Origin of the sequence: Leifsonia sp. fls2-241-R2A-40a, assembly GCF_030209575.1 — a bacterium.
Classification (GTDB): Bacteria; Actinomycetota; Actinomycetes; order Actinomycetales; family Microbacteriaceae; genus Leifsonia.
In genome coordinates this window covers 2151875-2166886 of sequence record NZ_JARVRS010000001.1, presented here as the reverse complement: position 1 = coordinate 2166886, position 15012 = coordinate 2151875, and the positions used below count along the sequence as shown (strand labels likewise).

13 protein-coding genes are annotated in these 15012 nt (G+C 69.9%); 1 reads left to right on the top strand and 12 read right to left on the bottom strand.

Features of this window, described 5'->3' with window-relative positions:
• Nucleotides 1–68 precede the first annotated feature (68 nt).
• The 8 genes from carA to QRN40_RS10710 form a co-directional block, all read right to left on the bottom strand.
• On the bottom strand, nucleotides 69–1628 hold the full coding sequence (gene carA, locus QRN40_RS10745; protein ID WP_285115615.1) for a c-glycoside 3-oxidase CarA: 1560 nt from the start codon (nucleotides 1626–1628) through the stop codon (nucleotides 69–71).
• On the bottom strand, nucleotides 1625–2419 hold the full coding sequence (locus tag QRN40_RS10740; RefSeq protein ID WP_285115614.1) for a TIM barrel protein: 795 nt from the start codon (nucleotides 2417–2419) through the stop codon (nucleotides 1625–1627). Before QRN40_RS10740 ends, carA begins: the two co-directional genes overlap by 4 nt.
• Before the next feature lie 11 nt (nucleotides 2420–2430).
• Complete coding sequence (locus QRN40_RS10735) at nucleotides 2431–2802, bottom strand: nuclear transport factor 2 family protein (protein WP_285115612.1); 372 nt, start codon at nucleotides 2800–2802, stop codon at nucleotides 2431–2433.
• Entirely contained in the window at nucleotides 2799–5420 is a 2622-nt protein-coding gene (locus QRN40_RS10730) for a glycosyl hydrolase family 2 protein (protein ID WP_285115611.1), read from the bottom strand. Before QRN40_RS10730 ends, QRN40_RS10735 begins: the two co-directional genes overlap by 4 nt.
• Nucleotides 5417–6943, bottom strand: coding sequence for a family 43 glycosylhydrolase (locus QRN40_RS10725; RefSeq protein ID WP_285115610.1), 1527 nt, complete (start codon nucleotides 6941–6943; stop codon nucleotides 5417–5419). Before QRN40_RS10725 ends, QRN40_RS10730 begins: the two co-directional genes overlap by 4 nt.
• A gap of 3 nt (nucleotides 6944–6946) precedes the next feature.
• On the bottom strand, nucleotides 6947–7789 hold the full coding sequence (locus QRN40_RS10720) for a carbohydrate ABC transporter permease (protein ID WP_285115609.1): 843 nt from the start codon (nucleotides 7787–7789) through the stop codon (nucleotides 6947–6949).
• 3 nt (nucleotides 7790–7792) lie between these two features.
• Nucleotides 7793–8740: a carbohydrate ABC transporter permease gene (locus QRN40_RS10715; protein WP_285115608.1), complete on the bottom strand. Its 948-nt coding sequence runs from the start codon at nucleotides 8738–8740 to the stop codon at nucleotides 7793–7795.
• Between the two features lie 66 nt (nucleotides 8741–8806).
• On the bottom strand, nucleotides 8807–10096 hold the full coding sequence (locus tag QRN40_RS10710) for an ABC transporter substrate-binding protein (RefSeq protein WP_285115607.1): 1290 nt from the start codon (nucleotides 10094–10096) through the stop codon (nucleotides 8807–8809).
• A 235-nt stretch (nucleotides 10097–10331) separates the two neighbouring features.
• On the opposite strand from QRN40_RS10710, the gene QRN40_RS10705 reads away from it, so the two are divergent.
• Nucleotides 10332–11267, top strand: a complete 936-nt coding sequence (locus QRN40_RS10705; RefSeq protein WP_285115606.1) for a LysR family transcriptional regulator — start codon at nucleotides 10332–10334, stop codon at nucleotides 11265–11267.
• Between the two features lies 1 nt (nucleotide 11268).
• Here QRN40_RS10705 and QRN40_RS10700 read toward each other — a convergent pair whose 3' ends face one another.
• The 4 genes from QRN40_RS10700 to QRN40_RS10685 are packed head-to-tail and all read right to left on the bottom strand — an operon-like array spanning nucleotide 11269 to nucleotide 14998.
• Nucleotides 11269–12186 (bottom strand): alpha/beta hydrolase, encoded by a 918-nt coding sequence (locus QRN40_RS10700; RefSeq protein ID WP_285115605.1) that lies wholly within the window; start codon nucleotides 12184–12186, stop codon nucleotides 11269–11271.
• Nucleotides 12187–12195: 9 nt separating this feature from the next.
• Nucleotides 12196–13677 carry a C-glycoside deglycosidase beta subunit domain-containing protein gene (locus tag QRN40_RS10695; protein WP_285115604.1) on the bottom strand — a complete coding sequence of 494 codons (1482 nt, stop codon included), beginning with the start codon at nucleotides 13675–13677 and terminating at the stop codon, nucleotides 12196–12198.
• A gap of 2 nt (nucleotides 13678–13679) precedes the next feature.
• On the bottom strand, nucleotides 13680–14600 hold the full coding sequence (locus QRN40_RS10690) for a sugar phosphate isomerase/epimerase family protein (RefSeq protein WP_285115603.1): 921 nt from the start codon (nucleotides 14598–14600) through the stop codon (nucleotides 13680–13682).
• The gene (locus QRN40_RS10685) at nucleotides 14597–14998 is read right to left on the bottom strand and encodes a C-glycoside deglycosidase beta subunit domain-containing protein (RefSeq protein WP_285115602.1); all 402 of its coding nucleotides are present in this window, start codon (nucleotides 14996–14998) and stop codon (nucleotides 14597–14599) included. The genes QRN40_RS10690 and QRN40_RS10685 overlap by 4 nt, the downstream gene beginning before the upstream one ends.
• Between the last annotated feature and the right edge of the window lie 14 nt (nucleotides 14999–15012).

The following is a 15012-nucleotide window of genomic DNA, read 5'->3' as shown; positions in this document are numbered from 1 at the left end:
GAAGTCCTCCTCGACTACTTTTTCCGTCTTTCAACAGACTAACGTCGTTTTCTTACATAAGGCAAGGGTCAGTGCGCGGCGAGATCGCTCGCGATGCGCTTCGCACCCTTCACGGCGAGCGCGACCGAGGTCAGCGTCGGGTTGCACGCGGTGGCGGTCGGGATGACGCCGTTGCCCGCGACGAAAACGCCGGGCGCGGCCCACACCTCGCTGTCCGGGCTGCACACGCTGCGCCCGTCGTCGGTCTCGCCCATCCGCACGCTGCCCTGATAGTGCAGGGAGGCGCCGAGCGGCATGGTGAACGGCCGGTCCCCGATCGGCTCGCCGACCACCTTCGCGAGTTCCACGATCTCGGCCTGGGCGCGTTCGAGCACGGCGCGATCGCGGTCGGTGAGCCGGTAGTGGATGCGCAGCGCCGGCATCCCATACCAGTCCTGCTCGTCGTCGCTGAAGGCGACGCGGTCGTCCCACTGCAGATCCTTGGCGCAGAACAGGCCGAGGCCCACGATCGAGCCGGGCACGACGGGGTCGTCGTCCGCGAGCGGGATCGGCGAGGCATCCAGCTGCATCACCTGGCCGTGGAACGGCACCTCGTCGGTGAACGGCACCCAGGTGACGCCGCTCTGCTCGCTGATCGCGCCGTCGACGATCTCGTCGACACCGACATCCCCTTCCGCCGTGCTTCCGGACGCTCCGGCGGGCGCGACGCTCTCGGCGTCCCGGATGCGCGTGGCGTACACGGTCTGCGTCTGGTCGTTCAGCATCCGGCCCAGGGCGTCCGGGCGGATGCCCGACGCCCAGAGCACCTGCGGCGTGCGCAGGGCGTCCGCGGCGACGACCACGAACCACGCTCGGACCGTGTGGAGCTCACCCGTCCGCCGGTCGCGCACCTCCACCCCGGAGGCCCGGCCTCCGTCGAGCAGCACGCGTGTCACCAGCGACTCGTCGTACAGGGTGAAGTTGGGGTTCGCGCGGGTGGCATCGCCGAAGACGACGTCCGATCCCGACCAGACCAGTCGCCCGTCGTCGCGGCGGTGCACCGCGAGCGGCATCCGCTGGACCCGCTGGGCGGGCGGCCGCCCGTCGTCGAGGGCGGCGGCGAGCCGCTCCCGCACGAGCGCGGTGAACGGCGCCGAGTCGAACGCGTCGGTCGTGACGCCGAGCAGCCGGTCGCCCTCGTCGAGCAGGTCGTCGAGGTCGGGGAGGAAGGCGATGCGCTCGCTGCCGCCGGGCCGTGGGCAGGCCCCGGTCCAGTGGGCGCCCATCCCGCCGACGTTGCTGGAGAACGCGGCGACGGGCATGCCGTCCTCGCCCGGCTCCTGGAAGCCCTCCTCCAGCAGGTAGGTGCCGGGTCGCGCCCGCCGCTGCCCGGACGTGACGGCGCCCGGCGAGCTGACGGTGTCCGCGCCCGCGCCCGGGCCCTCGGAGCGCTCCTGAGCGATGGAACGGGCGGCGGGATCCTCGATGTTCTTCACGTGCGCGCCCGGCGGGTCCGACACGGTCGGCCCGACCTCGAACAGTGCGACGACGGCGTCGGGCGCCTCCTCGCTGAGGATCCGCGCGTACGTGGCGCCGGCGGGACCGCTCCCCACGATGACGACGTCGACGGACTCCGGATAGCGGCTCATGCCGTCGCCGCCAGGTCGCGGATGAGGGCGACGGACGCCGCGGACTCCTGCGTCGGGTAGTACTCGAGCCCGATCGGGCCGTCGTAACCGGACGCCCGGAGGATGCCGAGTCTCTCCTCCCAGTCGAGCTCGCCCGAGCCCGGCTCACCGCGGCCGGGGGCGTCGGCGAGCTGCACGTAGGCGATCAACGATCCCGCGTTGCGGAGCTCGGCGGCCATGTCCTCGCTCTCGACGGCCGAGTGGTAGATGTCGTAGAGCACGCCGAAGTACGGGGAGTCGACTCCGCGCGCGACGTAGACCGCCTCCGCGGTGCGGTCGAGCAGCGAACCCGGGTGATCGACGCGGACGTTGACCGGTTCCAGCGCGAGCGTGATGCCGGAGCCGTCGATCTGGTCGATGGCTTTCCGGTAGATCTCGACCAGCTTGTCGAGCTGGACCTGGCGCTTCCAGCCGCCGAAGCCCGTGCCGCTGCCGACGACGATGCGCGGGCAACCGAGGTCCTGCGCGATGGCGACGCCCTCGTCGAGCTTGCGGTAGAACTCCGAGTGGTCCCACGGCGGGATCATGAACTGCGTGCGCGGCTCGGCGAGCTGGGCGGTGAGGATCGTCCCGGTCTCCTCCAGTGCCGCCTTGAGCGCAGGGAGGTCCTTCGGCGTGGCCGGGGCGTCGACCCCGGTCGGTCCCCACATCTCCACCGCGGTGAAGCCCGCGGCCGCGGCGGCGCGCACGCGGTCGTGGTAATCACCGGCCTCCGTGAAGAGCAGTTCGATGTTGGGTGCGAGCTGGTACATGGTTCTCCTGTTCAGAACATCGGGTGGTCGTGGACGGGATGCGCGGGCACGGCCTGAAGCACATCCCAGTGCTCGACGATCCGGCCGTCGTGGAAGCGGTAGATGTCGGCGACGGCCGCATCCGGGCGTCCGGGCCCGGACGCTTTGACGTGCACCATGGCCAGGTCGCCGTCGACGAGGATGCGCTGGATCTCGAAGCGCGCCTCCGGGTCGCCGTCGAACTTCGGGGTGAGGGCCTCGACCGCGACGGCCGGACCGTCCGCGAGGTTCGGGTTGTGCTGCCGGTAGTCGTCGGCGACGAGGAACGCGAAGGCGTCGGCGACGCGCTTCTGCGTGTAGAAGAGATCGCAGAACCGCTCGAAGGCGGCACGGTTGCCGGTCATGCGCGGTCCTCCCGGGTGAGCGGGGCGATCGTGACTGGTCCGAGCAGTCCGCTGGGGTCCTGCTGCGCGAAGGCGGAGAAGAAGTCGGGCTGCGCCTTCGCGAGCGTGTTGGTCACGTCGACCTCCAGGAGGTTCGTCGGGGCGAGCACGCCCTCCGGGACCTCGAAGACGTACGGCGGCGCGATCCGGCTGCCGAGGTCGACACCGTTCAGGCGGACGGTCGCGAGCTCGAACACCTCGCCGAGGTCGAGGGCGTGCGGAAGGCCCGTCCCGGGTGCGTCGAACGACGTGGAGTAACGGGCGGTCCCGCTGAACCGAGGGAGCAGATCCGGTGCGCTCAGCGGGCGGAGGTCGTCGAGCTCACGCCACTCCTCGAAGGGCGCGCCCGCAGCGGCGGTCGCGACCGACCAGGTCGAGGCGAGGACGACCGCGTCGCCGCGCTCGGCGGCCGGCGCGACCGGCAGCCCGTCCCAGGCGTCGCGCGTGCCCACGATGAGCACCGCCGCGGCACCCGGCGCGAGGTCCAGAGCGACCCGGGTTCCCTGCGCGTCGCCGGTGCTGGGCACTGCCGTCAGCGTCCCGGTGAACGCGTCGAACGCGACCACGGATCCGGCCCGCGGGATCGCCGCTTCGGCGCGGACGGCATCCCGCACCGACTCGTTGACCAGCATGACGATGTCCGCCTTGTCCGCTGCGCGGCGGAGCACGCGCAGCGACGGATGCGGACGGTCCAGCTGCACGGCGCGCTCGGTCATCCCGGAGACGGAGTCGACGAGCCGCTTCTGCGACACCTGGCGGAACCGGATGCGCAGGGCGTCGGCGTCGCTCCCACCGGCGATCTCGGGCACCGAGCCCACGAAGACGACCGGAACGCCGGCGTCGTCGAGACGGAGGAGCTGCTGCGCCACGTGCTCCGGCAGGAATGCGCTGCCCGGGACGATCAGCGCGTCGTACGTCTCGGCGCCGAGCGTCAGCTTCGAGCGATCGAGGACCGCCGAGGGCAGTGCGTCGGCCGGGACTATGTCGGCGTCCAGTTGCGCCTCCATCAGCAGCCGCAGCGGCCGCTCCGACGGCATCGCCTCCCCGAGCCACTCCGCCTCCGCGTGATAGAGCACGGCGAACGGCGCGACGTGCGAACCGCTCTGGAGCAGGTGGCTCAGCCGGTTCGTGTACCCGCTCAGCAGCCGCTGGTACGGGTACTGCGGGTTCTGGCCGTGGGCGTAGAAGTGCGGAGGGCAGTCCGGATCCGGGAACGGCGCCGGGGAGAACGCGTGCGGCACCACATGGGTCACACCGCGCACCAGGAGGTGGTCGGTGAGCCAGGTGAACAGCCGCAGGCCCGCGTACCAGCCGTAGGCGCCGATCGTCTCGCACATCGACCGGCCCTGCTTGAGCGGGTCGATGTGCGCCGCGGAGGACGCGAGCTTCGCCAGCCCGAAGTGGAAGAACTCCCCCTCCGCCGCACCCGACAGATTGCCGAACGGGCCGCGTGCGAAGCCCGGGACGACCTGCCCGCCGATGATGTCGATGCCGGCGAGGTCCTGCCCGGCCATGGCGCGGAAGTAGTGCCCCGCTCCGGGGCCGAGGCGGGCGTGAGCGCCGTTGTCCTCGATGACGTGGCCGATGTACTCCACGCCGTGGGCGCGGCACCAGTCGCCGAGCCGCCCGCTGAAGTTCTGCGAGTACAGGGCGCTCACCGCATCCATGAAGGCGTAGCGCACGGCGCGCTCGCGACCGCCCGCCGGCGACCAGAGCAGCGGGAGGAGCGCCGACGCATCCTCCCCGAGCCGCTCGGACAGCCGCTCGGCGAGCGCGTCGTTCCACGGCAACGGCACGGCTCCGCCGAGGCGCGAACCGAAGTCGAACGTGTCCGGGTCGTTGTAGAGCCCCGGCTCATCGCTGAAGAACCCTGCGATGGTCTCGCCGAACTCGTCGGCGTACCGGTCGTGGATGCGCTCGTAGACGGAGTCGATGAGCAATCGGGTCGAGGCCGGGTTGAGGTAGTCGATGTGGTTCGCATGCCGTTCGCTCCCGCCCCCCTCGACCACGGAGAGGAAGAAGACGCGCCACCAGCCGTCGGGGATGTCCCAGTGCAGGATCCCGTCGTCGATGCGGTCGGTCAGATCCACCGGGTCGCCGGTGAGCTCGTCCGAGTCCTCGGCACGCGGATAGGCGAGCACCCGGAGGAGGGCGCCCGGCTCCTGCGCGGACTCCGGTCCCCAGAACTTCCGCCGCTCGACGATGAACGAGGCGCCGCGCGCGGGGCCGACGGCGTCCGTGTGCCGCTCGGTGAGGAAGTGCCGGCGGAGTCCGGCCGGCGCCGATTCCACCGCACCGCCGGCGTGACCGGTCGGGAACGTGTCGTCGTCGAAGAACCACACCTTCATCCCGCGTCGGCGGGCGATCTCGAGCACCGCATCCACATCGCGCCACCAGCCGTCGCCGAGGAAGTCGGGATGCGGTCGGGCTTCGAGGATCACCGCGCCGATCCCGGCGTCGCCAATGCGTTCCATCTCCTCGCGCACGACCTCGAGGGGCGCACCCTTCTGCCAGAACAGGGGCATGATCGCGTTCGGGACGGTACCCGTGACGGCGTCGCGCAGCCGGTCGAGGGTCATGGCGCGACCTCGACGGGTGTCCCACCCTGCAACGGGCGGTACCGGAAGTCCCGGAACACGACCTCGCCGTCGCCCGCCGCGAACAGCGCGGGACGCAGGCTCTTCAGGTCGTTCATGGTCGCCGAGTGAGCACCGGCGGTGTCGTACCGGACGCCGTGACGCGTCCACGGCTCGCCCGGGCGCCGGTGCCAGCCGGTCACGATGTGGTGGTCGTTGCGGAGGCGGAGCTGGACGGTCGCGCCGGGTTCGGCCGGCTCGCGCCAATGCGTCCGGATGCCGCCCGCGTACGAGGGCAGCGCCGCGCCGTCCCACCCCATGCCGAAGAACATGCGGTCGTCGAAGTAGAGCAGGAGCCCGCCGGTCGCGCCCTCGCGGACCTCGACCTCCACCTCGATCTCGTAGGCCTCGTCCATCGCCCAGGCGGTGAGCGGCGACGAGTCGGCCGGCGACGTGCCCGCCGCGCGGAGCACGAGGCCGTCGCCGAACTCCGCGCGGCTCGCCTCCTCCGGCCCGGGGTTGTCGAACACCCAGCGCTCCCCCCAGGCGGGAGACGAGAAGTCGTCGGTCGGGGCCGGGACGGCGACCGGCCCGGACGCTCCGGCCGGCTTCCGCAACGGAACCCCGATATCGGATGCGGCCGCCACCGGCCATCCGTCGTCCGTCCACTCGATCGGCTCGAGCAGCCCCTGCCGCCCGAGCGTGCGGTAGCCGTTGGCGTAGCCGTGCGACACCATCCACCACGTCCCGTCCGGCGCGTCGAGGATGGTCGCGTGTCCGCGCGACCACCACGTCTCGTCGGCGGACCAGGTGCGCGCGATCGGGTTGCCGGGGGCGTTCTCCCACGGGCCGTGGACCGAGCGCGAGCGCGCGACGATCACCATGTGACCGGTCGCGGGTCCGCCGGTGCCGCCGACGGCGCTCACCAGGTAGAACCACTCCCCTCGACGGAAGAGCTTCGGCCCCTCCAGCGCGTACGCCTCGGTGACCCACTCCTCGGGATACCGCCAGCCGTCGTAGACCCGCTCGAGGTCCGTGACCGCCCGGAGTCCGTCCCGGCTCAGCCGGCAGCTGCGGATGCCGTTGACGAACAGGTAGCGCTCGCCGTCCTCCCCCACGACGTGGCCCGGGTCGATGGCGCCGGAGACGCCGGTGTAGACCGGTTCGCTCCACGGGCCTTCCGGGCTGTCCGCGTGGATCACCCAGATCTGCGGCTCGTCGATCGCATCCGACCAGGCGCTCGGGATGAACGGGATGTACAGGTAGTACCGGCCGTCATGCTCGATGAAGTCCGGCGCGAAGACCGTGGTCAGCGGATGCTGCAGCGCGCAGGTGACGAAGGTCCAGTTGACGAGGTCCGGCGAACGCCAGATGGTCAGCCCGGGCGACGCATCGAACGACGAGTACGTCAGGTAGTACTGCTCGCCGACCCGCAGCACGGCCGGATCGGGCCGGTCGCCGGGCAGGACGGGGTTGAGGAAGGTCCCGTCCCCGAGGTCGGGGGCGGACCGCGGTGCGTCGGCCATGCGTCAGCCTTTGAGTCCGCCGGCGTAGCCCTGGATGAACTTCTTCTGGGCGAAGGCGTAGAACGCGAGGATCGGGATCATCGAGACGATGACGACCGCGAAGATCAGGTTCCACTGCGAGACCAGCGAGCCGACGTAGCTGTACATGACGACCGGGAGCGTCTGGTACGGCGTCCCGTTCAGGAAGATCAGCGAGGTGAAGAAGTCGTTCCAGACGATCAGTCCGGCGAGGATGGCCACTGTCCCGGTCGCGGGCGACATCAGTGGGAAGACCACACGCCAGAACACCTGGTACCGGTTCGCGCCGTCGATGACGGCCGCCTCCTCGTACTCCTGGCTGAGGTTCCGGAAGAAGTTGGCGTAGAGGAAGACCGACAGCGGCAGCAGCATCCCGGTGTAGATCAGGATCATGCCCCACGGGTTGCCAACGAGCCCGACGTTGCGGGCACCGATGTAGAGCGGAAGGGTTCCGAGCTGCGTCGGCAGGATGATGGCCGTGAGGAACAGGTAGTAGGAGCGCCGGCTCCACTTGCTGGTGGAGCGCGCGATCCCGTAGGCGGCGACCGATCCGAGCGCGACGAGCAGGAAGATGCTGCCCGACGTGATGACGAGGCTCGAGGCGAGACCGGCCCAGATGTTGCCCGACGAGCTGGAGGCCGGCGAGAGCAGCTGGACGAAGTTGTCGAACGTCGGACTCGTCGGCGGGGCGACGGCCGCCGAGCTCAGGATGTCGGGGAGGGTCTTGAACGACCCCACCAGCAGGATCCAGAACGGCAGCAGCATGATCGCCGCGGCGAGCAGGGTGATGATCTCGATCGTGAGGGTCTTCTTCGTGTAGCGGAACACGGTTCACGCCTCCTTGGCCGAGCGATCGCGGGTCGCCCACTGCTGGGCGATGGAGAAGAGCAGGATGAGCAGGCTCAGGATGAGGGCGAGCGCCGCCCCGAAGCCGAACTCCTGGTAGGTGAACGCCTGCTGGTAGATCTCCAGCGCGAGCGTCTGCGTGGCTCCCGCCGGGCCGCCTCCGGTCAGCGCGACCACCTGGTCGAAGACCCGGAGGCCCTGGATGAGCGTCAGCGTGGTGGCGATGGCGACGGACGGCTGGATCATCGGCAGCACCACGAACCGGAAGCGCCGGAACGGGCTCGCGCCGTCGAGCGCGGCCGCCTCCTCCATCTCGATGGGGACGGTGGCGAGTCCGGCCAGGTAGATCACCATGACGAAGCCGATGTTCTGCCAGACCAGCACGACGAGCACGCACCAGATCGCGAGCGTCGGGTCGGCGAGCCAGTTCTGCTTGGGGACGCCGACCGCGGTGAGCGCCTGGTTGAGCGGTCCGTTGTAGTCGAAGATGAACTTCCAGATGTACGAGACGGCGATCGGGCTGACGACCACCGGCATGAAGATCAGCGTCCGCAGGACGTAGCGCGACTTGAGCGTGCGGTTGAGCGCCAGGGCGAACAGCAGCCCGAGGATGTTCGTGAGGACCAGGAAGCCGAAGGCGAGGAACAGGGTGTTCCAGAGCGAGCCGATGAGCTCAGGGGTCTTGAAGATCTTGACGAAGTTCTGGAGGCCGACGAAGTCGAACGGACCGAGGCCCGACCAGTTCGTGAAGGCGAAGAAGCCGCCCGCGATCGTGGTCGCGTAGATCACGACGATCATCAGCACGAGTGCGGGGAGGGCCCACCACCAGCTGCCGAGCCGTACGTGGTACGACTTCCGGGCCGGTGCGCGCCGGGGCGCCTGCACGTGGGTCTGCGTTTCGGTCATCGTCCGCACCTCTGACTGCGTCGTCATCGATTCGTTCCTTTCAACGGGGTTCGGGCGGCCTGCCCGGGGAAGCAGGCCGCCCGGGTCACCGGATCAACCCCAGTCGGTGTCCATCTGCTGCAGCACCTGCTTGACGGTCATCTGACCGGTCAGGATGCCCTGCACGCCGTTGCCGAGATCGGTGTAGATCTTGGCGTTCGGCCATTCGGTCGGCGCGTAGCCGCGGGTGTCGTTCTTCGCGATCTGGTCCTTGATCGACTCGTACTGCGGAAGCAGCGTCGAGTTGCTCTTGACGTTCACCGGGATGGTGCCGACCAGCTTGGAGTACTCCTGCTGGCCCTTGTCCGAGACGATGTACTTCAGGAAGTCGGTGGCGAGTTTGGGGCTCTTGGTCTTGGCACTCGCGGTGACGCCCTGGTCGGAGCTCAGCGACAGGTAGGTCTTGGTGCCGTCCGGCGCGCCGACCGGCAGGGTGATCAACTTCACGTGACCGCCGGCGGCTTGCATGATCTGCTGGGCCGCGGCGCTCGGGGCGAAGAAGCCGAGGATCTTGCCCGAGGAGGCGCCGTTGGTCAGCGCGTCGAAGCCGGCGCTGGTCGCGCCGTCCTGGAAGCATCCGCCGTCGTACATCTTCTTGATCGACTCCAGGGCGGTGGTCCAGCCCTTGGTTCCGGCGAAGGTGACCTTGTTCTGGGCGCGCTTCTGGTTCCAGTCCTTGTCCGGGCCGTAGACGGTCGAGGTGGCGACGGCGACGGCGAGGATGCCGTTGTTCTGGAACGTGGACCCGGCGAGACCGTAGACGGTCTTGCCCGCGGAGCGCGCCTTGCCGCACTGGGCGATGATGTCGTCGAGGCTCGTCGTGGCGTCGATGTTCACGCCGATCGACTTCGCCAGCTCGTCGTTGTAGATCACGCCGTTCAGCTGGGTCCCGAGCGGGACGCCGTAGACCTTGCCGTTGTACGTCCAGAGGCTCTTGGCCGAGTCGGGGATGTCCGCCTTGATCGCGGCGTCGTCGAGCGGGAGCACGAGTCCGGACTTCGCCCACGGGAGGACGGAGTTGGACTGGCCGGTGCCGCCCTCGGCGTAGAACGTGTCGGGAGCGTTGCCGCCCTGCACGCGGGTGGCGATGGTGGTCGGGTAGCTCTGGACGGGGAGGTTCTGGGGAGTGACCGTGACGCCCTTGTTCTCGGCCTCGAACGACTTGGCGAGGCCGGTGTAAGCCGCCTTGTCCTGGTCGTTCGTCGCGCCGAAGGCGAAGGTGATGGTCTGGGGCTCCTTGCCGGTGGACCCGCTGCTGGAGCAACCAGCCAGCAGGAGGCCCGCGGCAGCAGGGATGGCGAGCCAGGCGAGCCGTGTTGTGCGGCTCCTGCGTGAGTGCTTCATCGGATTGACCTCTTCTAAGACTTCGTTGTCGATGAGGGCGGCGGCTGTGTCGTCGGCCCTCTGGGGGCGTTTTCGAGTTTCGCAGCGCTAAAGCAGATAAACAACGGTAGTTCTGCTTATCCCCGACATAAGCTCGGTCGATACGCGATCGATACGGCCCGCCGGTGCCCGCCACGGCGAGCCTGGATATAGTGAGCCCGCAGAGCCGCTCCGATGAAGGAAGGATCACACCGTCGTGACCGATTATCCGCTGATGTCGCGGCTCGACCTGAACCTGCTGATCGCGCTCGACGCCCTCCTCACCGAACGCAGCGTGACCCGCGCCGCGGAGCGCCTACGGCTCAGCCAGCCGGCCCTCAGCGCGTCGCTCTCGCGGCTGCGCATCCACTTCGGCGACCCCATCCTCGCGCGCCGCGGCAACACCTACGAGCTGACGCCGCTGGCCCTGCGGCTGGCCGACCACACGACGATCGCCCTCGAGGCCGCGCGGCGCGTGTTCGACAGCCAGGCCGCCTGGGACCCGGCGGAGTCCGTGCGCCAGTTCTCGATCTTCGGCTCCGACTACGGCTTCACCACCATCGGCCGCGTCGTCTCCGAGCTGGCGGCGGCGCAGGCGCCGGGCGTCCATTTCCGGTTCATGCTGCACAACCCGACCGTGGTCGAAGACGCCTCGAACCGGCTCCGTTCCGTCGACGGGATGGTCATCCCGCACGGCTTCCTGACCGAGCTGCCGTTCGCCGACCTGTGGCAGGACGACTGGGTCGCGATCGTCTCGGAGACCAACGAGGACGTCGGCGATTCGCTCTCCCGGGAGGAGATGTCGAAGCTCCCCTGGGTGATGAACTACCAGTCCCGGTCGGCGTTCACCTCGGCCGAGCGCCAGGTCCAGCAGCTCGGGATCGAGCCGAACGTCGAGGTCGTGGTGGAGAGCTTCATGGCGATCCCGCACTTCATCGCGGGCACCCGCCGGGTCGGCATCATCCACTCGGCGCTCGCCCCGCTCGCGAAGCGCGCCGCTGCGGTGCGCGTGGTCGAACTGCCCTTCGCGCCGACCCCCATCGTCAACGCACTGTGGTGGCATCCCGTGCACACGCACGACCCCGAGCACGCCTGGATGCGCTCGCTGTTCGAGGACGCCGGGCGGATCATCGCCGCCGGCGAGCACACCTGAGCTAGCGCGGGAGGTCCCCCATCCAGGCCGCGATGGCCTCCAGCGTGCGGACGGCGCCGGGATGCGACGGCTCGTCGATGTGCGCGTGGTCGGCGTCCGGCTCCACGTGCAGGGTCGCGTCGCGCCCGGCACCCGCGAGGCGCCGGGCGAACGCTTCGCCCGAGGGTCGGAGGCGATCCTGCTCGCAGACGACCACGAGGGTCGGCGGGAAGGCCCCGACGGAGCCCAGGCCGGGGAACGCGTGGGGGTCCTGCAGCGCAGCCGCCGAGCCGGCGAAGTTCAGCGACAGCCGGACGAACGGCGAATCGGGGTCCGGCGCGCTGCCGGGGTGCGCGCCGTCTGGGTCGAGGGCCGGGTACACCAGCACGACACCGGCGGGCAGCGTCCTCCCCGCATCCCGGAGCCGCGTCACCGCCCCCGCCGCGAGGTTCCCGCCGGCGCTCGCGCCGCCGAGCAGCAGCGCGTCCGGCTCGACCCCGAGCAGTTCGGGGCTGCGTCCCGCCGCGAAGCGCCAGGCGGCGAGCACGTCGTCGGACGGAGCCGGGAAGTGCACGTCGCCGAGGCACTTGACGTAGTCGACGGCGAGCACGGGGATGCCCCGGGAGGCGAGCTCCAGGGCGACCCAGTTCGACTCGGGCATGTCGAGGTATCCGCCGATGAAGGCGCCGCCGTGCACCCACACCAGCGCAGCGCCTGTGTGCTCCACCGTGTCGTCGCGATAGAGCCGCGCCGGCTGCGGGCCGCTCGGCGCATCCACGACGAGGTCGCGCGTCCGCACGTGCGCGAGGCGCGGGAACCGTCTGCGCAGCGACGCCGTGTCGATGTCCGGCCTCGGGTCGGCCGGCTCGCCGTGCTCACGCAGCCAGGCGAGCGCGTCGGCGAGCGGGAGCGTCCGGAGGTCGGGCTGGGTGTCCGTCATGCCGCGCCCTCACCGCCCGGCCGGCTGAAGCGCCCGCATGCTCGCGCGGATGAGGTCGTGCTGCTTGCGCACGAGGACGAGCGGGTCGACCTCGCCGAGCTCCGCGAAGGCGTGGCCCTCCCACTCGCTCGACCAGTAGCCGCGGTAGCCGCCCTCGACGAAGACCCGCACGAGCTCCGGGTAGTCGATCGCCGGCTCCTGGCCGTTCTCGTCGATGTCGTAGAACTTCGCGTGCACGTGCAGGATCTGCGGCATGATGTCCGACCACTCGCGCGGGTCGACGTGCCCGTGCATGTTGAAGGCGAGGTGGGCGAACGCGCCGAGGCGTCCCGGATCGAAGCCCCGGCTGTTCAGGTAGCCGATGAACTCCTCCTGGCGGGCGCGCATCGGAGCATCCGTCGCCCAGATCTCCTGCAGACGCTGCACCTCCTCGTCGCCGAGTCCCGCCCGGCGCACGGCGCGGAGCAGCGTCGGCGACATGCTGTGCATGGTGGACGAGAAGTCGGCGACGAAGCCGAGCAGCGGCGAGTCCAGCTCGTCGTAGAGGTCGCGCACCTTGACGATCTCGGGCGAGTTGGGCCCCAGCGGAGCATGGATCTCGTAGGCGAGCTTCAGCTCCAGGTCTTCGGCCACGGGAAGCAGGCGCCGCAGCAGCTCCGGCTTGGCCGACTGGATGCGCACCAACGGGAAGCCGAGCTTCTTCGCCCCGCGGAACAGCAGCTCGCTGACCTCGAACTCCTCATCCGGGGTCATGTCACGGTCGCGCCGCTTGCCCATGTCCAGGTTCGCGCCGAACGAGCTGGCGTCGAAGCCGTGCCGGTCGAATGCCTCCCGCCAGGTCGCCACGAACTCGTCGGACACGACCGGGTAGGTCGGCAGCACCTGCGAGGCGACGATCTCGATGCCCGGTCCGATGCCGAGCTCTGCGACCCGGTCGAGCAGGCCGTCGAAGTCGAACCATCCCGCCCGGAACTCCGCGCTGGCCGAGTACAGGGTGAGTCCCAGCTCGAACGGATCCTCGTCGGTCGCCTCGGGCGGCGGCGCGAAGGCGCTCTCGAAGACGGGAGGGGTCGCGTCGCGGTCGGTCGCGGTCAGCGTCAGCCGCTGGTGGACCACGTTCGGCACGTACACTCCGGGACCGCCGTCCTGCCCCGGCACGATCTGCATGTACGGGAGCCGCAGCTCGCCGTGCAGCTCGACTTCGTGCGTCTCGCCGAGCCCGACCGCCGGCTCCCGTCGCACGATGAGCAGCGGATGCGACTGCAGGTACCAGAGCACGTCGCTCTGCCGCGGGAGGTCCGCGATGGCGTAGCGCACGCCATCCAACTCGAAGGCGAGGTCCTCCTCCGACACCTCCACCCCGTCGAGCGTGAGCTGCAGCGTCGTCACCGACGACAGCCAGAGGCTGCGGTACCAGGGGATGGTGAGGGCGAGCGCAAGGCCCTCCGGGTGGACGCGCAGGCTCGCGTCGTCGATGAGTCCGTTGGGCATGGTCAGTTCCTGTCTGGGAGCGCCGCGCTTTCGGCGGCGATGGTGCGGATGAGGGCGTGCTGCCGGCGCAGCTGGTCGGGTGCACGGTACGGCTCGTGGTGGCCTTCGTACTCGCTCGACAGCCAGCCCGTGTAGCCGGCGTCGACGACGACGTCGATGATGTCCCGCCAGGGGATGTAGTGGTCGACGAGGTCGTCGTCCACCTCGTAGAACTTGGCCTGGAAGTAGACGGTGTGCGCCATGACGTCGGCGAGGTCGGACACCGGGACGAACGGGACCACCGGGGGTCGTGCCGAGCCGTCGCCCATGCGGAAGGAGGCGCTGCCGCCCCTGCGCGGGTACGGGGACAGCTCGAAGACGCCGGTGTCGATCAGCAGCCCGAAGTGCTCGGAACCCGTGCGGTCCTTGAACTCCAGGTACTCCTCCACGACGGCCGACTTGATGACGGTCGGCCAGTGGATCTCCGGGCAGATCACGATGTCGAGGTCGGCGGCGAGCTGCAGGTTGCGCTCGACCGCCTCCTGCCAGATCGGGTCGACCCGCAGGTCCTCCGAGATCACGCCGATCTTGGGGCGTACGAACGAGAAGCCGAGGGTGGAGGCGAGTCGCAGGTCGAGTTCGAGCTGCTGTGCGCCCTCGTCCGCGGTCATCCCCCGCCCGGGGAAGCGGCGGGTGTCGATCCACGAGCCGTAGAGGGTCGGCGTCAGGCCCAGCCGCTCGTTGCGCGCGAACCAGGCGTCGATCCACGCGGTCGACGGGTTCGGGTAGTCCTCGATGTGACCCTCGCCGAGGATCTCGAGGCCGGTGGCGCCGAGGTCTGCGACGTCGGCGATGCACTCCTCGACCGTCATCGTCACGCCGATGTCGTCGGTGTAGCTGTACAGGGAGACGCCGAGGCCGAAGGGGAGCTCGTTCGCGGTCATTCGACGATCACCGCCTTCCGCGACGCGGTCCAGATGGACGGTTGCAGTTCTTCGGGGATGTACGACATCCGCAGCCGGAGCTCCAGCGTGACGTCGTGGATGCCGCGCGCCAGGCCGCCCTCGTGCGGAACGGTGAGCACCGCGGCGTGGCCGAGCGGCCAGCGCGCGTCGGGGGATTCGCCGAGTTCGGCGAGGGAGAACTCGCCCGCGGGGAGCGTCCAGCGGATGCGCTCGCCGTCGAACTGTTCGCCGTCGACCGTCACGGTCGGCTTCTCGATCAGGTTCGCCCAGAGTCCCCGGTAGTACGGGCTCCGGACGCGCAGCTGGAACCCCGTGCGCGCGTCCTTCGGCCCGACGTTGCGGAATCCCGCCGTCTGTATCAGTTGCTCTTCGAGCATCCCGTCCTCTTTCT